Raw genomic sequence first — 22,918 nt, 5'->3', positions numbered from 1 at the left:
GACGCCGGGCAGGCAGCATTGTTGCAAGCCTGCCCAGCAATGCAGCCCTGCCCGCTCAGGCTGGGTCGTGGCCGCTGGCGCAGGCGTGCGGGGCCGCGCCAGCGGCAGCCGTACTGGCGCCGGCGGCGGCATTGCAGTCGGCGCAGCGGCCGTACAGGGTCAGCTCGTGGCGCTCGACGACAAAGCCTTGCGGCGCCATGCGTTTCAAGTCGCCCGGACAATCATGCACGTCAAACACACGCTGGCACGTGGTGCACTGGAAATGGTGGTGGTGGTGATTGGCTGCCGTGTTCGACTCATAGCGCGGGTTTTCGCCCGGCAAGGTCACCACGTGCACTTTTTCTTCCAGCACCAGCGATTTCAGATTGCGGTAAACGGTGGCGATGCCCAGCTGCGTCACCTGCAAGCTGGCCTGTTCGAGGATTTCCTGCGCCGAGAGGGGGCGCTGGGCCGATTCGATGGCGGCTTGAATAGCGGTTTTTTGACGTGTTGTGCGTTCCATAGCCGACAGAATACACCATCCGCCTTCTTGCACTACCCGGAAAAAATGTCACGCAGTAATGATAATGGGTTATCATTATCATCTTCGGGCAGTCTCCCCATCCGGCAACAGCCTGCCCAAACCCCGCAAACACCGATAGCCGATAAAGGAACTCTTGCCCATGTCCGTCCGTCCTCAACAACCCACTCCCCTCGCGCTGGCCATCATGCTGGCCTTTGCCGCCCCTGCCAGCGCCCTGGCGCAGCAGGCGGCCACCTTGCCTGCCGTCACCGTTTCGGCCAGCGCACTGGCCCTGGGCAGCGACGACATGAGCACGCCAGTCACCGTACTGGAAGGCGAGGAACTGGTGCGCGCCCGCGAGGCGACCCTGGGCGAAACCCTGGCCGGCCAGCCCGGCATCACGTCCAGCCATTTCGGCGCCGGCGCCAGCCGTCCCATCATTCGCGGCATGGATGGCCCCCGTGTCAAGGTGCTGTCCGACGGCGCCGAAGTGCAGGATGCCTCGACCATCAGCCCCGACCATGCCGTGGCGGCCGAACCGATGCTGTCGGAACAGATTGAAGTCTTGCGTGGCCCGTCTGCGCTGGCCTACGGCGGCGGCGCCGTCGGTGGCGTGGTCAATGTGATCGACAAGAAAATCCCCACACGCGTGCCGGCAAAAGGCTTTGAAGGCAGCGCGGAAGTGCGCGCCAACTCGGCTGCGCGCGAAAAGGCGGGCGCCTTTGAAGTCACTGGCGGCTCCGGCAACATCGCCTTCCACGCGGAAGGCGTCAAGCGCGACGCGAAAGAATACAAGGTCGGCAGCGGCTGGGAAGGCGGCTCCAGGGTGGCCGGCAGCTACAACAAGACGGATACGGGTAGCGTGGGCGTGTCGTGGGTGGGATCTCGCGGTTTCCTGGGCCTGGCCTTCACCAGCCAGCATGCGCAATACGGCTTGCCGGGCCACAACCACGAATTCGAGAGCTGCCACCCGCACGGCGCGCACCTGCATTGCGGCGGCCACGAAGGCCACGACCACGGTGCTGAAGAGGAACATGACCACGAGCACGGCAGCGTGCCGTTCGTGAAGCTGAAGAGCGAGCGCTGGGACGTGCGCGGCGAATTGCGCGATCCCGTGCCCGGCTTCGCCAAGCTGCGCCTGCGCGCCGCGTTCACCGACTACAAGCACGATGAAATCGAAGGTGCGGAAATCGCCACCACGTTTAAAAACAAGGGCCACGACGCGCGCCTGGAAATGGAACACCATCCCCTCTTCGGCTGGCGCGGCGTGGTCGGCCTGCAAACGTCGAAGCGCGATTTCTCCGCCCTGGGCGAGGAAGCCTACGTGGCGCCCACGGTAACGAAGAAACACGCCGCCTTCCTGGTCGAGGGATACAAGCTCGATCAATGGCGCTTCGAGGCGGGCTTGCGCCACGAATGGCAAGACATCACGGTCGACAGCGCCACCTTGCAGGACCGCAGCGCCAAGGGCACGTCCGTGTCGCTGGGCGCCGTATGGAAATTCGCGCCGCAATATTCGCTCGGTTCCACCATCTCGCGCACGCACCGTTTGCCCAGCGCCGAGGAACTGTATGCACACGGCGTGCACATGGCCACGGCCACGTATGAACTGGGCAATCAAAACCTGGGCAAGGAAACGTCCAACAATATCGACTTGACCTTGCGCAAATATGCGGGCGCCACGACATTCTCGGCCAGCGCCTACCGCAACAAGGTAGAAAACTACATCTTCGGCAGCACGCTGGACAGCCATGAAGGCTTCCAGCTGATCCAGTACGCCCAGCGCGACGCCACGTTTACAGGCGTGGAAGGACAAGTCCGCCAGCAGTTGAACCCCATGTTCGGCGCCAGCGTGTTCGGCGACTATGTGCGGGCCAAGCTGGCCGACGGCGGTGGCAACCTGCCGCGCATCCCCGCCCAGCGCCTCGGCGTGAAGTTTGACGCCAACTGGCAGGCGTGGAGCGGCGTGGCCGAGTTCTACCGCGTGGGCAAGCAGGATAAAGTGGCAGCGTTCGAAACGGCAACCCCTGGCTACAACATGCTGAACCTCTCCGCCAACTACGACACGCGCATCGGTACCACGCCCGCCCAGTTCTACGTCAAGGCGAACAATCTGACGAATGAACTGGCGTACAGCCACACTTCCTTCATCAAGAATGCGGCGCCGTTGACGGGACGCAATGTGACGGTCGGCATGCGCGTAACTTTCTAAGCTGTTTGAAACGTAGGTCGGCTTAGCGCGCAAGCGCGTAAGCCGACAACACCAATAACATCAACAATGTTGTCGGATTACGCGGGGCTTTGCCCCGCTAATCCGACCTACGCCATGGATGGAATAATATCTATCCTGTCCGTACAAAACCCATCTACGCCCCAGGCCAGCAGCTCGCTGGCCCGTTCCGGGGTGTTGACGGTGTAGCAGAACAGCCCGTATCCCGCCTCCTTGACTGCCAGCGCCAGCGCGCGCGTCAGCTGCCGATGGTCGCAATGGATGGCCACCACGCCCAGTTCCTTCGCCGTGCATTCCCAGTCAGCGGGAATGGCTTCGACCAGCCAGCCGCGCGCCAGTTCCGGCGCCGTTTGGCGCGCCGCCTGCAGGGCTTCGATGCTGAACGACGACAACAGCGGCAGTAATTGGCCAGCCGCGATTTCTTGCGCAAAGTAATCGCGCGTGGCCCGCGCCACCGCCGTCCCTGTCTGCACGTCGAAGCCGGGCGCCGGCTTGATTTCGATATTCATCCAGATGCGCTGCGCCTTGCAATACGCAACGACGGCGTCAAACGCGGGCACGCCTTCGCCCACGAAGGCAGCACCGAACCAGGCGCCCGCCTCCATGGCCGCCAACTGCGCGGCCGTGTAATCGTTGATATGGCCGCTGCCGGCCACGGTGCGGCCCAGCTCGGGGTCGTGCACGACGACGGGCACGCCGTCGGACGCCAGCATGACGTCGAATTCCACGGCGCGGTAGCCGTAGGCCAGGCCGCAGCGCAGGGCAGCCAGGGTGTTTTCAGGCGCCAGGGTGCCGCCGCCGCGGTGCGCCAGGATGCGTGGATAGGGCCACATGGGGTTCCTTTATCATGAGGAGGTTGTCGGTCAAGACCTCTTGCCATCATCGCGTGCCAGCGCCACCATGTAAAGGACGCGATCAGGCGATTGGCGCCACGCCTGCCCTGTTTCGTCGCAGCGGCGTTGCGCCCGCATGCAGAGCCGCCCATAATTGCCGCATTGCCAACCAGAATGCCCATCCGAAAGCGGTCCCGCATGCACACGACAGACACCGCCCCCAGCAAGAAGGGCTTCCCCTACCGACGCCTCTTGGGCGATGCGCGCTATGCGCTATTGCTCAATGTCCTGTGCGCCCTCTTCATCACCTACGTGCTGAGCGGCGGACAAAGCTTCTGGCTCAACCTGCTTGCGTCCATGTGCATCGGCAGCATCGCCTTCCTGCTCATCGACGGCATCCGCCTGGCGTGGTGGGGCGAACAGCGGCGTGCCCCAGTGCTCCCCTTCACTGCCCTCATCATCGTCAGCGCCGCCGTGGCGCAAGTAGGCGGCACCATGCTGTTCGGCTGGCTGGCCAATATCGACGTTCCCGCGCCCGTCTCCATGTCGCCGCGCAATGTCAGCATGACGGTCTTCACCTTGGCGGCGGCGGGGGCGGCCATCCTGTTTTTTGGCAGCAGAGAAAAAATTGCACGCCTGCAAATGGAGGCAGCCCAGGAAAAAGCCCGTGCCGAATCCGTTGCCCGCCAGGCCATGCAAGCGCAACTGCAGCTGCTGCAGGCGCAAATCGAACCGCACATGCTGTTCAATACCCTGGCCAACTTGCAGGGCCTGATCAGCTTTGATACTGAGCGCGCCCAGTTGCTGCTCGATCAGCTGATCCAGTATTTGCGCGCCACCCTTTCTTCCTCGCGCGCCGAATTCACCACCCTGGAGCAGGAGTTTTCCCTGATGCAAGCCTACCTGGGCCTGATGTCCATCCGCATGGGCGCGCGCCTGCGCTTTACGCTGGACTTGCCCGAGGCCTTGCGCCAGATCAAGGTGCCCCCCATGCTGCTGCAACCGCTGGTGGAAAACGCCATCCAGCACGGCCTGGAACCGAAGATCGAAGGCGGCCATATCCACGTGCAGGCATCGACGGACGGCGGTGTGCTGATGCTGACCGTCAGCGACGATGGCCTGGGCCTCGGGCATCCGGGCCAGACCAAGGGCACGCACCTGGGCGTGGCGAATATCCGCGAACGCCTGCGCGGCATGCATGGTGATGCCGCCAGCCTGTCGCTGGTCCCCAACCATCCGGCAGGCGCGACCGCCCGCCTGACACTCCCCCTTCCACCCACCATCATGAGCCACCTCACATGAGCCACCACACTGCGCGTGCGCCACGCGCCCTGATCGCCGAAGACGAACCCATCCTCGCCGCCGCCCTCGCCCACGCCTTGCAGCGGCTGTGGCCGGAACTCGACATCGTCGCCACCTGCCCCAACGGCGTGGAAGCCTTGCGGCAAGGCCTGGCACTGCAGCCCGACATACTATTTCTCGACATCAAGATGCCAGGCAAGACGGGCCTGGAAACGGCCGAAGAACTGGCGGAACAATGGCCCGACGGCATTGCGTTTCCCCACATCGTGTTCGTCACGGCCTATGATGAATACGCATTGGCCGCCTTCGAGCATGCAGCCGCCGATTACGTACTAAAACCCGTCAACGATACGCGCCTGGGCAAGACGGTGGAGCGCCTGCAGCAGCGCCTGCGCGACAGCGGCAACGGCACAACAACAGCAACCCCAGCGGCAGCGCCAGCCGCCACGACGGCGCCCATGGCGGCGACGGAGACAACAGCGTCCGCCAGCGACGACAACATGGCCCGCTTGCTGAGCCAGCTGCAAGCCATGCTACCGCCCGCGCCCCGCCTGCAAATGATACGGGCGGCCGTCGGCAACAGCGTGCGCATGATCGCGCTTGCCGACGTCGTATATTTCGAGGCGCTGGACAAATACATCAACGTCGTGTGCCAGGACAGCGAAGCGCTGATACGCACGAGCCTGAAGGAACTCTTGCCCCAGCTGGACCCGCAACAGTTCTGGCAAATCCACCGGGGCACCATCGTCAATGCCAGTGCCATCGCCACGGCCGTGCGCGACGAGGCGGGCAAGCTGTCACTGACCCTGCGCCAGCATCCTGCGCAGCTGCGCGTCAGTCCTTTATATGCCCATCTGTTCCGCCAGATGTAAGGCGTTCAAGAGCCAAGGCCTAATGCAGCTGGTGCTTCAGGTCCGACAGTTCATCGTGGACCTTGAGCACGGCGCTCTTCAGTTCCGGCGTCACGCTGGACGCCGTGCCGCACGCCCGCTTGGCGCGGTCGCCCAGCGATTCCATCTGGTCGACGGCCTGGCGGATGCGCGCATCGTCATGCGTGTCGATGGCTTGCCGCACGGCACTCTTTTGCTGGTCCAGCTGCTCGATGCAATCCTTCAAGTCCACGGACATGCCCAGCTGCTTGCCGCACAGCTGGGCCGCCTGGCCGATCGCGTGTTCGATGGCGCCAAAGCGCCGTGCCACCTCCTTTGCCTGCATCATGATCATCTCCTGTTCGCGTGGTATCCGGGTTGGATCGCCAAGCTGGCGCAGGGTTCCCCACCCGCGGCCATGACATCACAATTTCCATGAGGCACTTTTTTGTAAGCGCTTGTGACATTTTAGATAATGATCAAATACCTCAGATACATTGGCGTACCCGAACTACCATGCCTGCCATGACCTCGTTGCCCATCCTGCCCCGCCGCGCGCCCGGCCTGCTGCTGATCGTCCTGCTGCACGCGGGGCTGGCATATGTCATCCTGCAGTCGCGGCCCCGCCTTGCCATTGACGAGCACCTGCCGCAGGGTCCGGCCATCACCTGGCTGCGCCACACGCTCCCCGCGCCGCCCAAGCCCCTACCGTTGCCCAGCATCAAACCAGCCCCCGTGCGCCCTCCGCGCCCGCCAGTGGCGGCGCCAACCAGCCGCCCCCTGCCCGCCCCCAGCATCGAACTGGCGCCAGCGCCAGCAACGCCAGAAGCGATCACAGCGCCGCCAGCGCCCAGCGCGGCCGAGATCCTGGCACAAGCCAAACGCGACGTGGGCAAGATCGACAGGGATTTGCGCAAGGAATTCCCACAGCGTGGCGGGGAGAAATTCGACGACACAGGCTACAAGCGCATGCAGCAAGGCTTTGCCGAGGCCTACGCAGCCGTGCCGCCGAAATGGTATGAAGCGTCAAAAATCGAGGAAGTGGGCGCAAATGCGGCCAGGGGCAGCCGCACCTACAAGATCACCAGCGCGCTGGGCACCTTGTGCGTGACCACGCGCGCGGGCAAGAATGGGGAAACGATGATCGGCAACTGCCCCAAATAGCGGCCTCAGCCCACCGCTTCGCGCGCGCCCAGCGGCTGCAGATGGCGCAGGCGCAAGGCGATCAGCACGCCGCCGCCCAGGCACAGGCCCAGCATGATGATGACGCCCGTCCAGCCGTCGAAGCCCCACATCATGCCCGAGGCGGAACCGATCAGGCTTGAACCCAGGTAATAGAACAGCAGGTAGAAGGCCGAGGCCAGCGCCTGCGGCGCGCGCGCCCGGCGGCTGACCCAGCTGCTGGCGATCGAGTGCGAGGCAAAAAAGCCAAACGTGGCCAGCGCCATGCCGATGACGATCAGCGGCAGGGAATCAAACAGGGTCAATAAAATACCGGACAGCATCACCGACAGCATGATCCACAGCACGCCCCGGCGCCCCAGGCGGTCCACCAGACGACCCGCCCAGACGGAGCTGAAGATGCCGATCAGGTACAAAAAGGCCAGCAAGCCAACCGTACTCTGGCGCAAGCCGAATGGCGCGGCCAGCAGGCGGTAGCCGATGTAGTTATACAGGCTGACGAAACACCCCATCAGCACGAAAGCCAGGCAGAACAGCCACGGCAAACCCTGGTCGGAAAAATGCTGTTTGATGGCATGCGGCAAAGCGTTCCACCCCTTGGTACTGGGCACGAAGTTTTTCGATGCGGGCAGGCTGCGCCAGAACTCTAACGCCGCCAGCACGCCGGCCACGCCCAGTACGCCCAGGGCCCAGCGCCACGAGAGGATATCGCTGAGCAAGGAGGCGATCAAGCGTCCCGACATGCCGCCAAACGCGCTGCCGGCAATATATAGCCCCATCGACAGGCCCAAGGATGGCCCCTCGATTTCCTCGCCCAGGTAAGCCATGGCGACGGCCGGCATGCCGCCCAGGGCCACGCCCAGCGCGGCGCGGATGGCCAGCAGTTGCGCATAATCCTGGGCAAACGCGGACAGAATGGTGAGTATTGCGGCGGAAAACATAGCCGCTACCATCAGCGGCTTGCGGCCGATGCGGTCCGAGACGGCACTGAGCAGCACCAGCGAGATGGCCAGCAAGCCGCTCGACACGGACAAGGACCAGCTGCTTTGCGCCGGCGTCAAATGAAACTGCTGCGACAACAGGGGAAACAGGGGCTGGATGCAATACAGCAAGCTGAAAGTGGAAAAGCCGCCGAAGAACAGGGCGCGGTTGCTGCGTTTGAATTCCGCCGTCCCCTTGGCGATGGCAGAACGGGGAGCGGGAGTGGCCGGAGCAACAGGCGTAAGCGCCGGGGTGGCGGCGGAGGCATAAGCAAGCGATGAATCAGACATGGCCATGTTTCGAAAGAGAAGCGAGTTTTCATCTTAGGATTGCCAACTCATATCGTCCAATATATATTTAAGGCCCAACTCATACTTTAAAACGATTACTGAATCGGACCATACAATGGAATTGCGCCACCTGCGTTACTTCGTCGCCGTCGCCGAAGAGCTGCACTTCACGCGCGCGGCCGAAAGGCTGCATATCGGCCAGCCGCCGCTGAGCCAGCAGATCCAGGCGCTGGAAGGGGAACTGGGTGCGCAGTTGTTTGAGCGCAACAAGCGCTCCGTGCGGCTGACGCAGGCGGGCGCACTCTTCCTCGATGATGCGCGGCGCATCCTGGCCCTGTCGGAACAGGCGGCCGTCACGGCGCGGCGGGCGCAGCGGGGCGAAGCGGGCGAATTGCGCATCGGCTTTACCTTTTCCACGCCATTTACACCGTATTTCGCCACCGTCATCAACCGCTACCGCCAGCAATTCCCGCATGTCACCCTGACCTTGCACGAAATGGCGACCTTGCATCAGCTCGAAGCGATCTCGGGCAGGACGATGGACCTGGGTTTCGTGCGTCCGCCGGAAACGACCTACCCATCCGATATCAAGCTGACGCCACTGCGGCAAGACCCGCTGTTTCTCGTGCTGCCTGTTGCCCATGCGCTGGCGGCCAAGGATGCCATCGCCATTGCCGACATGGCGGGCGAAAGTTTTGTCATGTATCCCAAGGATGCGGGCACGGGGATTTATCCGCAGATCTTCCGCCTGTGCAAGGCGGCCGGCTTCGTGCCCCAGGTAGCGCAGGAAGCGGGCGAAGCGTCGACCATCATCGGCCTGGTGGCGGCCGGTTGCGGCATTTCCGTGCTGCCCGCCTCGTTCGACCGCATCCGCATGGATGGCGTGTGTTACCGCCCCATCGCCGATCCGCAGGCGAGCACCAGCTTGTTATTGGCACAACGGGAAGAAGAAACGTCGCCGCTGGTGGCGGCGTTTGTCAAACTGGCCGAGGCAGCGGCGCTGGAGGAAAAAGAATAGGCCGGCGCATGCCGGCCTACGTTGAGTCGTAGGTCGGATTAGCGGTGGCGAAGCCGCCGCGTAATCCGACAACAGCGTTGGATTACGAATAATCCGCGTCCAGCTCGGAACCCGCATAATTTTCCAGGTCCTCGAACAGGCTTTTCATGCTGGCCCGCGTAAGGATTTTATGCACCACGGTGCAGCTGCGGCGGTAGGATTCTATGCGGTCGAGCAGCACGGGGTGATGCTGCACCGGCACCTTGGCCACCAGGGCGGCCCAGCCTTCCTCGAAGTCGGGCTTGTTCTTGCGCACGGAACGCACGAAGCGTTCAAACTCCTTTTGACCCGTGCGCGCCATGATGCGCCCGCCGCCTTCGATGGCGAAGATGATGGCCACGGCAATGACGCCCTCGGCATTCAAGTCGCTATCGCTGACAGGGCCGTTGTCGTGGTGGCGGCGCAGCCAGCTGGCCAGGCGCACCACGGCTTGCACTTCCTTGCGCTGTTGCAACTGCACCGCGTACTTTTCATAACCGGCCCAGTTCTGGTTAGGGTCGGCCTGGCAAATATCGATGAACAGCTCGCGCAGGCGGCGCGCAAGGTAGACGGGGTCCTGGTCGTACTCACCGACAAGAGCGTCTTCCGGCAACTGCGACAGCTCCTTGATCAGGCGGAAACCCACCTGGAACGCGTGCTCGGCGCCATGCTCGACGAGGAAATCGAGTGCGGCCTGGTCGCCTTCATGTGTGACGGCCTGCTCCAGGCCCAGCGAAACGCCACCCACCGTCAGGAACAGCGCTTTCTGGATGCCGTCGGCCGTGCGTTCATTCGTGAACTTCTCGGCCACCATGGCCGTGATGCCCGTCAATTCATCGGCCAGGTCCAGCGCCGCATCCTCGCGCGGGTCGTTCGGCAACAGCTTGATGGCGCGCACCAGGCGCGGAAGATTCTCTACAACAATTGCTGGCAGCATTAGACGTTCCCTGCTTTCATTACGAGAAAATACCGGTGCCCAGGCTGCGGCGCGTGCTGGAACGCGGTGCGCTGCGCGTGCTCGGCACTTGCTTGCGCAGGCGGTACAGCAATTCCTTGGTACTGCGCTGCAACATGGTCGGTTCTTCGTCCGGGTCGTCCGAGTATTCGGCATCGGCCAGGTCGGCGCTGTGGCGGAAGTCGGGGAACAGTTCGAACAGGGAACGGTCCCAGCCGTCTTCATTCGCTTGCGCCAGCTCAATGGCCAGCGGCACGACGTCGTTGTCGGACGAAGTCACGCCCGTCACATACGGTCCCTTGATGACGATTTCACCCGCCACCTCAAGGATTTCCTTCGGCGCCATCGAGAACAGAATGGCGAACGCCGTGGCGCCCCAGTCGGTGGCGGACGCTTCGAGCAGCAGCTCGCGGCGGCGCTCGGCATCGTCGGTGGAAAACACCACGCCGTGGATGTGCGCGAACAGCGACTCGGCGATGCGTTCCGGATCATCCTCGATCTGGTCATCGCTCCAGGTGGCGGCGATGAAGGCCAGGCTGTCGGCCCAGGCCTTCGGCGGCACCAGCAAGGTGGCCAGCGACATCTTGCCGCCGTCAAAGCCGGCCAGGTGCAGGGCCGTCACTTGCGGCGGGATGGCGCTCAGCACTTCCACCACGGCAAGATCGCCATACTGGTCGGCCGCGTCGGCAAACGCCTGCTCGGCGTGGCCCAGCGAACCGGACAGCACCAATTCCGTGACCTGCTTGGTCAGCGCGGGCAGGTTGCTTTTTTGTTCATCCTTGTTATCGGCCATGGTCATCTCCATCCTGGTCAAACATCTGGGCGAAATCGTCGGTGGCTTCGTCTTCGTCGTGATCGTCGTCGCCGTCGTCATTGGCAGCCAGCTGGTCGAGCGACTGGTCGTCGTCGTCCCACAGGCGCGGATTCTTGTGCAAAAATGCCGTGATGATGGCCTGGCGGGCCAGGTCGGGGAAGCTCTCTTCGATGGCGGCGTACATCTTGGCCGCTTCCGGCGCGGCGCAGGCGGCCATGGAGAACACGCGGGCCGGGTCGCCAAACTCGTAGTCTTCGCTTTCGGCCAGCAAGCCTTTCGGGTCGCTGAAGGTAATGTGATCGACCAGCGCGAAGGCCAGCATGTTCACGTCTTCGATGCCGCCGCCGCTGGCGTACTCGCTGACCAGCGCATCAACCATGCTTTTATAATTCTTGCGGTTAGGCGGGTCGCCGAGGATGCCATCGATCTGGCCTTCCAGCTCGCGCGACTGGTACGCGAATTCAGGGTGTACTCTTCTCATGCTGTGCTTTCCAATGTGATGCGCGGCACTTTTACTTAAAAGCAAAAGCACCATTGTTTGTTGTTTTTCAAATCATTCAGGCTGGCCGGGCGGCCGCCAGCAGGCTTAATCTGCCGGCAGGACGGTGCCATGCAGGCGGAACACGCCACACCACAAGGCATAGGCTTCCGCTTCCGGATCGATGATGATGCGGTGATTCACGCTCTGGTCGTATTCGGCGCGCTTGGCCGGGTCGGCCAGGATTTCATACGCCTTGGTGACGCTCTTGAAGCGCGCCTCGGCGCCGGGGGCCTGGTTGCGGTCGGGGTGGAAGCGCATGGCCAGCGAACGGTAAACCTTCTTGATTTCATCGTCGCTGGCATTGGGCGCGACACCGAGGACGTTATATAAATTTTCCATAAATGGCTCCGGGGTCACGATTTGTTTGCTAATTAAAGGCAGATTATCCTATAGAACGGCGCCCGCGTCCCTTGCATGCTGGGATATGGGGTCAAATACGTGCTTATAAAGCGCTTGCGGTACGGTAAAATGCTTTTTACTGTCACTCTTCCGCATTGATCAATGAGCAACGATAAACCGAATACCGCCGCGCCAGCGCTGGCGCCCAATTTCTTGCGTAACATCATCGAAGCCGACCTGGCTGCCGGCGCCCACGTGCGTCCCGGACTGCCCCAGGTGATCACGCGTTTTCCGCCAGAGCCGAACGGCTACCTGCACGTGGGCCACGCCAAGTCGATCTGCGTCAACTTTGGCCTGGCGCGCGATTACGCCGGCCAGTGCAACCTGCGCTTCGACGACACCAATCCGGCCAAAGAAGAACAGGAATACGTCGACACCATCATGGACAGCGTGAAATGGCTGGGCTTTGACTGGGAACCGAAGCATGCCGATGGCCAGAGCCACCTGCACTACGCGAGCGATTACTTCGACCAGCTGTATGCGATGGCCGAATACCTGATCACGGCCGGCTTTGCCTATGTGGACAGCCAAAGCGCCGAAGACATGGCTGCCAACCGGGGCAATTTCGGCCAGGCTGGCAAGAATTCGCCATTCCGCGACCGTCCGCGCGACGAGTCGCTGGCCCTGTTCCGCGCCATGAAGGCGGGCCAGTTCAAGGATGGCGAGCACATTCTGCGCGCGAAGATGAGCGAAGATGCCATGAGTTCGCCGAACATGAACTTGCGCGACCCGGCCATTTACCGCATCCGCCATGCGCATCATCACCGCACGGGCGACGCCTGGTGCATCTACCCGATGTACGATTACACGCACCCGATCTCGGACGCGCTGGAAAACATCACGCATTCGATCTGCACCCTGGAGTTCCAGGACCACCGCCCGTTCTACGACTGGCTGCTGGAAACCCTGTCGGCCGGCGGCTTCTTCCAGCAGCCCGTGCCGCGCCAGTTCGAATTCTCGCGCCTGAACCTGACCTACATCGTCACCAGCAAGCGCAAGCTGCGCCAGCTGGTGGAAGAAAAAATCGTCGACGGCTGGGACGACCCCCGCATGCCGACCCTGGTGGGCATGCGCCGCCGGGGCTACACGCCGGAAGCAATCCAGCTGATGTGCGAACGCACGGGCGTGACCAAATCCGACGGCTGGATCGACTACAGCGTGCTCGAAGGCTGTTTGCGCGAAGACCTGGACCCGAAGGCGCCGCGCACGGTGGCCGTGCTGCGTCCGTTGAAACTGATCATCGACAATTTCCCTGAAAACGAGAGCGTGGAATGCACGGCGCCCGTGCATCCGCACTTCCCGGAACGGGGCTTGCGCACCTTCCCCATCTCGCGCGAGCTGTGGATCGAGGAAGACGACTTCATGGAAGTGCCGAACAAAGGCTATTTCCGTTTGTATCCACCGATAGCCGACAAGCCGGGCAGCAAGGTACGCCTGCGCTATGGCTATGTGATCGAATGCACGGGCTACGACAAGGATGCAGACGGCAAGGTCATTGCCGTGCATTGCACCTACTTCCCGGACAGCAAGTCGGGCACGGAAGGCAGCGCCAACTACAAGGTCAAGGGCAATATGCACTGGGTCAGCGCGCCGACGGCCATTCCCGCCGAAGTGCGCCTGTACGACCGCCTGTTTACGGACCCGCAGCCGGACGCGGGCGGCAAGGACTTCAAGCTGGCCTTGAATCCGCTGGCCAAGGAAGTGGTGCAAGCCTGGCTGGAACCGGGCGCGGAACTGGCCCAGCCGGAACAGCGCTTCCAGTTCGAGCGCCACGGCTATTTCGCGGCCGACCGGGTCGACAGCCAGCCTGGCAAGCCCGTCTTCAACCGCATCGTCACCCTGAAAGACAGCTGGCAGCCGGCAAAATAAGCCGTCATGTTGCTCACAAAAAAACCGCTTCGGCGGTTTTTTTCTTTTCAGCAACATAGTCACCAGCGAAATATTGCCTGTTGACTACATTCCCGAAAATTTTGTATATTAGGCAGCTATTGAGCAATTTGCAATGTCATTAGTGCTTGTGCAACTTGGTACAGCCTCCAGCACACGGGCGGCACCGATTCCTCTTCCTGATGCGGATGGCGATGTCTACTACTGCCGGCAAACACCCTTTATCTGCTGAAAAAAGACCGCTCTGGCTGCTCGGTTTCGTGGTGTCGCTGTTGGTGGGCCTGATGTTCTACATGGCCGCCTCGCTGTCGATCGAAAACGATGCCAGCGAGCTGTTCAACAATCTGGCGCGCACTACCCAGAAAAACATCGCGTCGCGCATCAAGTCGTATGCCAACTTGCTGCGCGGCACGGCTAGCCTGTTCCACGCCAACGAACACGTGAGCCGCGAGCAATTCCACCGCTACGTGGCGAACATGGACTTGCAACAGAACTATCCGGGGGTGATGAATCTCAATTACAGCCGGGAACTCGACGAGTCGCAGCGCCCCGCCTTCGAAGCGGCCATGCAGCACGACCATCCGCCCGGGCGCGATGGCTATCCGGCGTTTGCCATCCATCCGCCCGGGCCGCGCCCCCATTACTCCGTGATGGTATACCTCGAACCGATTGCCAGCGCCCCGGAAAAGTATGGCTATGACATCGCTTCGCGGCCCCTGATCGCCGAAGCACTGGCACAGTCGCGCGATACGGCGCAGATCAGCAATTCCGGCGTGCCTGTGCCGATGGAAGGGCGGCCGCAGCTGACGGGCATGGCCATGCGCATGCCCGTGTACCGCTTCGGCATGCCCACTGGCACGGTGGGGCAAAGGCGCGCGGCCTACCAGGGTTCCGTCGGCGTCGGCTACGATCTGGTGACGATGATGCGCAGCGCGCTGGCCGACATGCCAGTACGCAATGTCCGCCTGACCCTGTTCGATATCGGCCCGCAAGCGCGCGAACAGCTGGACTTGCCGCACGACATGCGCCCCATCTTCGACAGCACGACGGGGGGCATGCGTGCACCATGGTGGCTGCCCGGCAACTCGGGGCGGTATCTGAGCAGCACGATGCTGATCGACCACAATGGCCGCGCGTGGCAAGCGCTGTTCAGTGTGCGCAAGAGCGACCTGTACACGCGCTTCGGCGCCTTCCTGCCGTGGCTGGCCCTGCTGACCGGTTTTGCCAGCACCATGCTGCTGTACATGCTGTTTCACACCCTGGCGTCGTCGCGCCGGCGCGCCATCCAGCTGGCGACGGGCATGACGGAGGAATTGCGCGCCAGCCAGATCCGCCTGCAGCTGTCGCACCAGAAACTGCGCCGCTTGGCAGCCCACGCCGACCAGATCAAGGAAGAAGAGCGCAAGCGCATCGCGCGCGAAATCCACGACGACCTGGGACAGAACCTGCTGGTGCTGCGCATCGATGCCGACATGCTGGCCTCGCGCACGCAGCGCCGTCACCCGCGCCTGAACGCCCGCGCCAGATCGACCCTGGAGCAGATCGACGCTACGATTAAAAGCGTACGGCAAATCATCAACGACTTGCGTCCAACCGTGCTGGACCTGGGCGTGAATGCGGCCGTCGAATGGCAGGTGGCGCAATTTCGCCAGCGCACGGGCATCGCCTGCGAAGTGAGCGAAAGCCATCACGATATTTATTTGAGCGACCAGTGCGCCACGGCCCTGTTCCGTATCCTGCAAGAGTCGCTCAGCAATATTTCCCAGCACGCCAATGCCAGCCGCGTGCAAGTCAAGCTGGAAAAGTGCCGCGATACCGTGTCGATGTGCGTCAGCGACAACGGCGTGGGCGCGGCCATCGACGGACGCAACAAGCTGGGCTCATTTGGGCTGGTGGGGATCGAGGAGCGCATCAAGCTACTGGGAGGCACTTTCTACATAGAAAGCAGCCCCGGTGCCGGCATGAGCGTGCATGTCAGCGTGCCGCTGGGTGCGGACGCCACTGCATTCCCCTACCAGGAAGACAGCCGGGTCAACGCCTGACAGGCACGTCCCGCATGAAGCAAGCTCAGCTTGCGTATTTTGTCATTAAATGCAATATTGATGTAGAACAACTTAGCACCTGCCCGCCAAGGACTAGGCATTCCTCGACTACTTGCAAGGAGGACACACCCACCACTCTCCCTTGTTGCACCGTATTTCCCACAACGCTCTTTACCAAAGGACATTCATGGATACGAACGACAGTTTCAAGGCAATTGCTGATTTAAATTTGGACGCGATCAAAGTCAAGCTGATGCACAGGGAGTCAGGCGAAGGATGGAGCCTGGAGAAGGCGAATGCGGTGGAGTTCGAATACCGGCGCTTCCTGATCCTGATGAAACAGTTTCCGGAAGAAGAAACGGCGCCGCTGATGGACGTCGATACCTTCTGGCATTACCACATCCTCGACACGCTGAAATATGCAGCGGACTGCGAACAGGTCTTCGGTTATTTCCTGCATCACTTTCCGTACATCGGCTTGCGCGGCGAAGATGACGAAGCGGCGCACCAGCGCGTGGGCGAGCGCATGAAGCAGCTGTATGAGCAAACGTTCGGGGAAGATTATATCCGCGCAGAAACGGCGTATTCGGGACGGGCCGTGCAAGCGGCGTTTTCCAGTGCGGCAGTGCAGGAGACAGCCTACTCGGGCCGGGCGGTGCAGGCGGCGTTTTCCAGTGCAGCAGTGCAGGCGACAGCCTACTCGGGCCGGGCCGTGCAAACGGCGTTTTCCAGTGCGGCGGTGCAGGCGACGGCGTATTCGGGCCGCGCGACCGGGGCTGCCAACACCGCATTTTCCAGCGCGCCCGCCTCACTGGCCGCAGCGGTGGTCAAGTCGTCCACCACTGGCCTGGAAAGGGGGCGTTTCTATGTCGATCGTCCGGTACTGAACCGCGACCCGCAATAGAAAAGCAGACAACAGCTATGGCTGCCGCACGCGGCAAGCCTGACTTACGCAGACGGCACCTCTCAGTTTACCGTCTGTCAGGCGCTCTTAGGCAGCCATCAACTCGCGCAGTTCACGAATGCTGAAATCGCTGATTTCATGCATGCGGATGAGGATAGTGGCGCCGATCGGCAAGGTGTTGTGACGAATCTTGCTGATAACAGGTGGCGCCACTTCCAGAGCTCGCGACAAGGCGGCATCGTTTTTCAGTTGCAGCTTGTCGATGATCGCATCGAGGACGCGATTCGGGTTGTAGGTAGGCAAAGAAGTAATTTGTTTGAGAGACATGATCAAAAATCCGTACTTGTTGTATTAATGCATAAAGAAACCGAATGTCTCTTCTGCAATAATTCAGGGTAAACACACTAAAAAGCGCCATCACTTATGCGGCTTTTAAGCCACAAACAATATAATACACGCTATTGTTGATTTTTGCGTAACTTAAAGCAAAATTGTGATAATTGAAGAGAATTGACGCACTTGGAATGTGCTAGAGGATAACTCAAATCGGAAAAATTTGCTGCAAGTCATCAATTTTTACGATGAGGAACACCGCTGTGCATGAGCCAAGCTATGGCCATGAGGGTGCTCAGGCGGGCCATGTCGGCCGATAAAACCCAGCTGTGCGCGGCCACGTCGGCCGGCATGGCCAGCAAACAGGCGCCCGGGAAGGCATCCATGCGGCACCAGGCCAGTTGCCGGCGAATTTCATCGGGCGGTGGCGGTGGCCGCAGCGCATGTTCGCGACCGCGCATGTAGGCGCGTACTTGTTCCTTGCTGGGGTAACTCGCAGTTCGCATGGCTCGCTCCTACTGACGGGTAACAGCGTCGCGCTGTGTAGAGCCCACCACAAATAACCTGGACGCGTGACGACTTTGCTCAGCATATCGCCAGTTCGCCATGATGCCCTTGCGCTGCATCAAATGGCCAAGCCCCGGCATTGCGCCGAAGCCCGCACTGTTCCCTGCGCCAGCGGCCAGGCAGCCGATGGTCCGCCCTTATTTCTTTTGCTGGCGCACGCGCTGTTGCTGTTTTTCCTGCGTTTGCTGGCGATTCTGCTTGCGCTCGAACAGGGTGACCGCATCTTTCTTGGCTTGCTCGGCGGTACGCATTTCCTCATGCGCATCGTGCGGAACAAAAAATTCGGCATCCTGAGCCGCCACGACCAGCTTGATGGCGGCATCGTCGTCGAGGTCGTACAGTTCCGTCAGGACGGTGGTGACCTCGTCCAGGTATTCTTCGTAAGTGAGGGTGCTCATGCTGTAGTCCTTAAGTGAATGGCGCACCGCCGCAACGGCGCGCTGCGCGCCGGCCCAGCAAAGTGCGCAGATAACCGGCCATTTTACCCGATGCCGGCCACATCGTCGGACAGCGACTGCAAGGCATCGGCAACGCGCGCGTAGCGCAGGCACACACCCAGCTCGCGCTTGAGACGCGTATTGTGCAGCCGGCGCGATTCGGACATGAACGACAGCAGCATCGGCGTGACCACTTGCTGCAACTCGGCACGCGGCAGGCGCGGCGGGCGCGGCAAGCCGAACGTATCGGCCACGGCATCGAAATAGTCCGCCATCTTGAGTTCGCTGTCATCGCTGGCGTGATACACGCGTCCCGGCTTGCCCCGCCACAAGGCCCGTTCGATGATGCGCGCCAGGTCATCGGCATGGATATGGTTGGTGTACACGTCGTCGCCAGCGGCCAGAGCCGGCGTGCCTTCGCGCAGGCGCTTCAGTGGCAGACGGTCGTGCGCATAAATGCCCGGCACGCGCAGGATGGCCACGCTGGCGCCGCGGCGCGCGCCCCAGCCACGCAAGACCTGCTCCGCATCCACGCGCCGCTTCGCCCGCGCATTCGCCGGCGCTGTCGACCGCGTCTCATCGACCCAGGCGCCAGCGCAATCGCCATACACGCCGCTGGTACTCACATACACCATGCGGGCATGCTCGGGTAAAATGGCGACCAGATTGCGCGTGCGCAGGTCCAGCAAGCCCGACGACAGGGGCGGTGCCAGATGCACGACCATACTCGCCAGTCCCGCCAGCCGCTTCAGACTGGCGCGGTCGTCGAGGTTGGCCACGATGGGCACGGCGCCGGCCGCCCGCAGCTGCGCGCAACGCGCCGGCTGGCTGGTGACGGCAAAGACGCGAAAACGCGCGCGCAGCAGGGGCAGCAGACGCATGCCGACGTCGCCGCAGCCCAGGATCAGCAGGCGCGGCAAACCCACCGGCTTGCGCAAAGAGTGCATTAACATATTTTTCATATCAAGGATTGTATGACTTTTCAAATTACTGTTCAGCCCAGCGGCCACCAATTCAGCTGTGAAGCGGACGAAACCGTTCTGTCGGCAGCGATCCGCGCCGGCGTGGGCTTGCCGTATAGCTGCAAGAGCGGCGCCTGCAGTTCCTGCAAGGGCAAGATCGTGTCCGGCGATGTACAGCATAAGCCATACCAGGCCCGCTCCCTGACGGAAGATGAAGCGGCCGCCGGCTACTCGCTGCTGTGCTGCGCCGTGCCCCAGGGCGACCTGGTGGTGCAGGCGCGCGAAGTGGCAGGCAGCAGCGACTATCCGATCAAGAAAATGCCGTCGCGCGTGACCACCATCGACAAAGTCGCGCCTGACGTCGTTGTGCTGACCCTGCAATTGCCGGCCAGCGAGCGCCTGCACTACCGCGCCGGCCAGTATATCGAAATCATGCTGCGCGACAACAAGCGCCGCAGCTACAGCATGGCCAGCGCGCCCGTCGACGGTGGCCCCGTGAGCCTGCACATCCGCCACATGCCGGGCGGGCTGTTCACCGACCAGGTGTTCGGCAGCATGAAAGAGCGCGACATCCTGCGCTTCGAAGGTCCGATGGGCACCTTCTTCCTGCGCGAAGACAGCGACAAGCCCGTCGTGCTGCTGGCCTCGGGCACGGGTTTTGCCCCGTTGAAAGCCATCGTCGAACACATGATCAACGAGCAATCCCCGCGCCCGATCACCCTGTACTGGGGCGCGCGCCGCCCGCACGACCTGTACATGGATGCGCTGTGCCGCCAGTGGGCCGCTGACCTGCCGCAATTTACGTATGTGCCTGTCGTATCGGACGCGTTGCCGGAAGACGCCTGGAGCGGCCGCACGGGCTTCGTGCACCAGGCCGTCATGGCCGACCTGCCAGATATGTCCGCTTACCAGGTGTATGCCTGCGGTGCACCGATCGTCGTGGAGTCGGCCAACCGCGATTTCGTGCAATTGTGTCAACTTCCAGCCGACGAGTTCTACGCGGACGCCTTCACCACCGAAGCCGACCTGGCCAAGTAGGCATCCAGACAGCGGGGGCTGCTGGTGCGGCATCCGCTGCCCCCCCCCTCCCCGCTGCTCCCTGGAAATATCATGTCCCTCGCGTCCGCCGGCAACGGCTTCAGTATCTTGCGTCACCGCAATTTCGCCTTTTACCTGTCCGCCCGCGTACTGGGCACGGTGGCCGTGCAGATGCAAAGCGTGGCCATCGGCTGGCAGGTGTACCAGATCACGGGCAGCCTGTTCGACCTTGGCCTGATCGGCCTGGCGCAGTTCGCCCCCTTCCTCGTGCTGATCCTGCCGGCCGGCCATGTCGCCGACCGCTACAACCGCCGCAACATCATCGCCTGGTGCCTGGCGGCGCAGCTCGCTTGCGCGCTGGCCCTGCTGGCCTTTACGCTGAGTGGACTCTCCATCGTCTGGCCCGTGTTTGCCGTGCTGGTGCTGTTCGGCAGCGCGCGCGCCTTCATGATGCCGGCCACACAAGCCGTGCTGGTAAACATGGTGCCCACGCAGCACTTCAGCCGCGCCGTCGCGCTCAGCTCATCGAGCTCGCACGTGGCCATCATCCTGGGCCCCACCCTGGGCGGCTTGCTGTATTACTTCGGCCCCAAGGTGGTGTATTTGATCTCGTCCGCGCTGCTGGTGGTATCCGTCTTGCTGATGCGCGCCACCACGCCGGCGCCGCAAGTGGTGAAGCGCGAACCCGTCAGCTGGCATACCCTGCTCGAAGGCTTGCGCTTCGTCTGGTCGAAACCCATCGTGCTGGGCGCCATTTCACTCGACCTGTTCGCCGTGCTGTTCGGCGGCGCCACGGCCCTGCTGCCGGCACTCGCGCATGACGTGCTGCATATCGGCCCCAGCGGCCTGGGCCTGCTGCGCACGGCACCGGGCGCCGGCGCCGCCCTGTGCTCGATCATTCTGGCCATCTTCCCCATCACGCGCCGCGTGGGCGCCTGGATGTTCGGCGGCGTGGCCGTCTTCGGCCTGGGCACCCTGGTGCTGGGCAGCACCAGCTATTTCCCGCTGGCGCTGGCGGCGCTGTTCCTGATGGGCGCCGGCGACATGGTCAGCGTCTACATCCGCCACCTGCTGGTGCAGTTCGAGACGCCTGACGAGATCCGCGGCCGGGTCAGCGCCGTGAATGCCGTCTTCATCGGTGCCTCGAACGAGCTGGGCGAATTCGAATCGGGCCTGACGGCTGGCTGGTTCGGCCTGGTGCGCGCCGTGCTCTTCGGCGGCGCCGCCACCCTGGCCGTGACGGGCATCTGGGCCGTGCTGTTCCCCGTGCTGTCACGCATGGACCGCTTCCCCCACCACGAAAAGGAAGCGGCCGCCAGAACGGCGACCGCGAGCGCACACTAAGCGCTAAGATGCGCTATCGCTACTGACCAACTCGCACCATGAAAATCACGTTTCCCTTGCGCAGCTTCATCCGCAGCCGCCCCCACCTGAGCATGGCCACGGCCATCGGCGTGGTAGCCGGCCTGCTGCTGCCCTCGTCCTGGCAACAGATGACGCGGTTGCTGACGGCGTGGAACGTCGCCGTCTGGTTTTACCTGGCGACGATGGCCTGGATGATGATGCGCGCCAACCATCACAAGGTGAAGGTGATGGCAGCGCGCCAGGATGAGCGGGCCGCCACGGTCCTGTCGGCCCTGTCCGTCGCCTCCGTGATGAGCCTGGCGGCCATCGTCTCGCAACTGTCGTCGATGAAAGACATGGCGCCGGACGAGCGCGCGCTGCATTACGGCTTGACGATCCTCACGCTGGTCGGCTCCTGGTTTCTCGTCGGCACCCTGTTCTGCTTTCACTATGCCCACCTGTATTACCAGGCCGACCCCGCACTACGTCCCCTGAAATTTCCCGACGACGAGCAAAACCCCGATTACTGGGATTTTTTGTATTTCTCCTTCACCATCGCCGTGGCCGTGCAAACGTCGGACGTTTGCGTGCAGACGCGATCGATGCGGCAGATCGTGCTGGGGCAATCCGTGCTGAGCTTTTTCTTCAACCTGGTCGTGCTGGGACTGTCCATCAATATTGCCGCCGGCTTGATCAATGGATAAGCAGCAGGGCAAAAAGATTCCACAAGGAAACTTGATCTGGCTGAAGGGTTAAGCGCATCTTAATCGTGCAGACCCCTTGAAATTGTGGAAACTGGAGTAAGATAAGTCATGCACAGAGATCAAGTGCATGAGGCAAGAACCAGGCGCCGACGCGCACCCGCAGTGGAATAGACCGCTGCCGTGCATGGCGCCTGAGATGGGTTTTTTTTGAATTGACAGGAGTAAGCATATGCAAATCAATATTCATACCGACAGCACCATCGCCAACACCGCTGGACTGAACGAACATGTGCAATCCGTACTTGAAAGCGCACTCAACCGCTTCCGCGACAACCTGACCCGCATCGAAGTCCACATCAGCGATACGAACGGCCCGAAAGGCGGCGCCGACGATATCCGCTGCGTCATGGAAGCTCGCGTTGCTGGCTATCAGCCGATTGCCGTGACCGAACAGAACGCCACCGTGCATCAATCCGTGGCCGGCGCCACCGACAAGCTGAAACGTGCCATCGATAGCGCCCTGGGCCGCCTGCAAGACAGCAAGCGCCACGCCACCGGCAAGAATGCCGTGATCGATACGGCCGAAGCGGAAGAAACCGCCGAGTAACTCCACCCACCGCAGTACTCTAGTGACCAAGGCAGCCGTTCAAGGCTGCCTTTGCACATCCGGCCCGCCTTTCGCGCGCGGCAACAACAATGCCAAAACCATCAGCATTCCCGCTGATTAACGCGACATTGAAATAATTGTCGTATTTCCCACAGTAAG

General features: G+C 62.1%; 24 protein-coding genes. 12 read left to right on the top strand and 12 right to left on the bottom strand.

Annotation, left to right across the window (positions count from 1 at the left end; all coding sequences use genetic code 11):
• Positions 1-55: 55 nt before the first annotated feature.
• Entirely contained in the window at positions 56-502 is a 447-nt protein-coding gene (locus ACQ4WZ_RS19660; protein ID WP_436574296.1) for a Fur family transcriptional regulator, read from the bottom strand.
• 160 nt (positions 503-662) lie between these two features.
• On the opposite strand from ACQ4WZ_RS19660, the gene ACQ4WZ_RS19655 reads away from it, so the two are divergent.
• Positions 663-2,714, top strand: coding sequence for a TonB-dependent receptor domain-containing protein (locus tag ACQ4WZ_RS19655; RefSeq protein WP_436574295.1), 2,052 nt, complete (start codon positions 663-665; stop codon positions 2,712-2,714).
• Positions 2,715-2,821: 107 nt separating this feature from the next.
• On the opposite strand, the gene ugpQ is transcribed toward ACQ4WZ_RS19655, so the two are convergent.
• Positions 2,822-3,565, bottom strand: coding sequence for a glycerophosphodiester phosphodiesterase (gene ugpQ, locus ACQ4WZ_RS19650; protein ID WP_436574294.1), 744 nt, complete (start codon positions 3,563-3,565; stop codon positions 2,822-2,824).
• Positions 3,566-3,763: 198 nt separating this feature from the next.
• On the opposite strand from ugpQ, the gene ACQ4WZ_RS19645 reads away from it, so the two are divergent.
• Positions 3,764-4,867: a sensor histidine kinase gene (locus ACQ4WZ_RS19645; protein ID WP_436574293.1), complete on the top strand. Its 1,104-nt coding sequence runs from the start codon at positions 3,764-3,766 to the stop codon at positions 4,865-4,867.
• Positions 4,864-5,739: a LytR/AlgR family response regulator transcription factor gene (locus ACQ4WZ_RS19640; RefSeq protein ID WP_436574292.1), complete on the top strand. Its 876-nt coding sequence runs from the start codon at positions 4,864-4,866 to the stop codon at positions 5,737-5,739. The genes ACQ4WZ_RS19645 and ACQ4WZ_RS19640 overlap by 4 nt, the downstream gene beginning before the upstream one ends.
• A gap of 19 nt (positions 5,740-5,758) precedes the next feature.
• Here ACQ4WZ_RS19640 and ACQ4WZ_RS19635 read toward each other — a convergent pair whose 3' ends face one another.
• Positions 5,759-6,085 (bottom strand): hypothetical protein, encoded by a 327-nt coding sequence (locus ACQ4WZ_RS19635; RefSeq protein ID WP_133993925.1) that lies wholly within the window; start codon positions 6,083-6,085, stop codon positions 5,759-5,761.
• A gap of 167 nt (positions 6,086-6,252) precedes the next feature.
• Here ACQ4WZ_RS19635 and ACQ4WZ_RS19630 point away from each other — a divergent pair, with 167 nt between their 5' ends.
• Complete coding sequence (locus ACQ4WZ_RS19630) at positions 6,253-6,900, top strand: hypothetical protein (protein ID WP_436574291.1); 648 nt, start codon at positions 6,253-6,255, stop codon at positions 6,898-6,900.
• Positions 6,901-6,905: 5 nt separating this feature from the next.
• Here the strand turns inward: ACQ4WZ_RS19630 and ACQ4WZ_RS19625 are convergent, their stop codons facing one another.
• A complete protein-coding gene (locus ACQ4WZ_RS19625; RefSeq protein ID WP_166674915.1) occupies positions 6,906-8,189 on the bottom strand; it encodes an MFS transporter in 1,284 nt (427 codons plus the stop codon).
• A gap of 115 nt (positions 8,190-8,304) precedes the next feature.
• Here ACQ4WZ_RS19625 and ACQ4WZ_RS19620 point away from each other — a divergent pair, with 115 nt between their 5' ends.
• Positions 8,305-9,207, top strand: a complete 903-nt coding sequence (locus tag ACQ4WZ_RS19620; RefSeq protein WP_436574290.1) for a LysR substrate-binding domain-containing protein — start codon at positions 8,305-8,307, stop codon at positions 9,205-9,207.
• An 82-nt stretch (positions 9,208-9,289) separates the two neighbouring features.
• On the opposite strand, the gene ACQ4WZ_RS19615 is transcribed toward ACQ4WZ_RS19620, so the two are convergent.
• The 4 genes from ACQ4WZ_RS19615 to ACQ4WZ_RS19600 form a co-directional block, all read right to left on the bottom strand.
• Positions 9,290-10,162 (bottom strand): hypothetical protein, encoded by an 873-nt coding sequence (locus tag ACQ4WZ_RS19615; RefSeq protein WP_101484149.1) that lies wholly within the window; start codon positions 10,160-10,162, stop codon positions 9,290-9,292.
• Positions 10,163-10,181: 19 nt separating this feature from the next.
• A complete protein-coding gene (locus ACQ4WZ_RS19610; RefSeq protein ID WP_101484148.1) occupies positions 10,182-10,973 on the bottom strand; it encodes a hypothetical protein in 792 nt (263 codons plus the stop codon).
• A complete protein-coding gene (locus ACQ4WZ_RS19605; RefSeq protein ID WP_101484147.1) occupies positions 10,963-11,475 on the bottom strand; it encodes a hypothetical protein in 513 nt (170 codons plus the stop codon). Before ACQ4WZ_RS19605 ends, ACQ4WZ_RS19610 begins: the two co-directional genes overlap by 11 nt.
• 105 nt (positions 11,476-11,580) lie before the next feature.
• Entirely contained in the window at positions 11,581-11,874 is a 294-nt protein-coding gene (locus ACQ4WZ_RS19600; protein WP_010395442.1) for a DnaJ domain-containing protein, read from the bottom strand.
• Between the two features lie 162 nt (positions 11,875-12,036).
• Here ACQ4WZ_RS19600 and ACQ4WZ_RS19595 point away from each other — a divergent pair, with 162 nt between their 5' ends.
• The 3 genes from ACQ4WZ_RS19595 to ACQ4WZ_RS19585 all read left to right on the top strand — a co-directional run bounded on the left by ACQ4WZ_RS19595 (position 12,037) and on the right by ACQ4WZ_RS19585 (position 16,767).
• Positions 12,037-13,803 (top strand): glutamine--tRNA ligase/YqeY domain fusion protein, encoded by a 1,767-nt coding sequence (locus tag ACQ4WZ_RS19595; RefSeq protein WP_101484146.1) that lies wholly within the window; start codon positions 12,037-12,039, stop codon positions 13,801-13,803.
• A 212-nt stretch (positions 13,804-14,015) separates the two neighbouring features.
• Positions 14,016-15,863 carry a sensor histidine kinase gene (locus tag ACQ4WZ_RS19590; RefSeq protein ID WP_436574289.1) on the top strand — a complete coding sequence of 616 codons (1,848 nt, stop codon included), beginning with the start codon at positions 14,016-14,018 and terminating at the stop codon, positions 15,861-15,863.
• A 187-nt stretch (positions 15,864-16,050) separates the two neighbouring features.
• On the top strand, positions 16,051-16,767 hold the full coding sequence (locus ACQ4WZ_RS19585; protein ID WP_436574288.1) for a glycine-rich domain-containing protein: 717 nt from the start codon (positions 16,051-16,053) through the stop codon (positions 16,765-16,767).
• 87 nt (positions 16,768-16,854) lie between these two features.
• Here the strand turns inward: ACQ4WZ_RS19585 and ACQ4WZ_RS19580 are convergent, their stop codons facing one another.
• From ACQ4WZ_RS19580 to ACQ4WZ_RS19565, 4 genes are all read right to left on the bottom strand, one after another.
• Positions 16,855-17,094, bottom strand: a complete 240-nt coding sequence (locus ACQ4WZ_RS19580) for a hypothetical protein (protein WP_029496207.1) — start codon at positions 17,092-17,094, stop codon at positions 16,855-16,857.
• A 242-nt stretch (positions 17,095-17,336) separates the two neighbouring features.
• On the bottom strand, positions 17,337-17,606 hold the full coding sequence (locus tag ACQ4WZ_RS19575) for a hypothetical protein (RefSeq protein WP_133993932.1): 270 nt from the start codon (positions 17,604-17,606) through the stop codon (positions 17,337-17,339).
• 198 nt (positions 17,607-17,804) lie between these two features.
• Complete coding sequence (locus tag ACQ4WZ_RS19570) at positions 17,805-18,065, bottom strand: hypothetical protein (RefSeq protein WP_070257479.1); 261 nt, start codon at positions 18,063-18,065, stop codon at positions 17,805-17,807.
• An 83-nt stretch (positions 18,066-18,148) separates the two neighbouring features.
• Positions 18,149-19,066 carry an SDR family oxidoreductase gene (locus ACQ4WZ_RS19565; RefSeq protein WP_101484143.1) on the bottom strand — a complete coding sequence of 306 codons (918 nt, stop codon included), beginning with the start codon at positions 19,064-19,066 and terminating at the stop codon, positions 18,149-18,151.
• Positions 19,067-19,078: 12 nt separating this feature from the next.
• On the opposite strand from ACQ4WZ_RS19565, the gene ACQ4WZ_RS19560 reads away from it, so the two are divergent.
• The 4 genes from ACQ4WZ_RS19560 (at position 19,079) to ACQ4WZ_RS19545 (ending at position 22,759) form a co-directional block, all read left to right on the top strand.
• Entirely contained in the window at positions 19,079-20,104 is a 1,026-nt protein-coding gene (locus ACQ4WZ_RS19560) for a CDP-6-deoxy-delta-3,4-glucoseen reductase (protein WP_436574287.1), read from the top strand.
• 72 nt (positions 20,105-20,176) lie between these two features.
• Positions 20,177-21,448 carry an MFS transporter gene (locus tag ACQ4WZ_RS19555; RefSeq protein ID WP_133993934.1) on the top strand — a complete coding sequence of 424 codons (1,272 nt, stop codon included), beginning with the start codon at positions 20,177-20,179 and terminating at the stop codon, positions 21,446-21,448.
• A 38-nt stretch (positions 21,449-21,486) separates the two neighbouring features.
• Positions 21,487-22,152 (top strand): DUF1345 domain-containing protein, encoded by a 666-nt coding sequence (locus tag ACQ4WZ_RS19550; protein WP_436574286.1) that lies wholly within the window; start codon positions 21,487-21,489, stop codon positions 22,150-22,152.
• 229 nt (positions 22,153-22,381) lie between these two features.
• Positions 22,382-22,759 (top strand): HPF/RaiA family ribosome-associated protein, encoded by a 378-nt coding sequence (locus ACQ4WZ_RS19545; RefSeq protein WP_034781728.1) that lies wholly within the window; start codon positions 22,382-22,384, stop codon positions 22,757-22,759.
• The last annotated feature ends 159 nt before the right edge of the window (positions 22,760-22,918 follow it).

Source organism: Janthinobacterium darwini, from assembly GCF_051380905.1.
Classification (GTDB): domain Bacteria; phylum Pseudomonadota; class Gammaproteobacteria; order Burkholderiales; family Burkholderiaceae_D; genus Janthinobacterium.
This window is presented reverse-complemented; position numbering and strand designations above follow the sequence as displayed.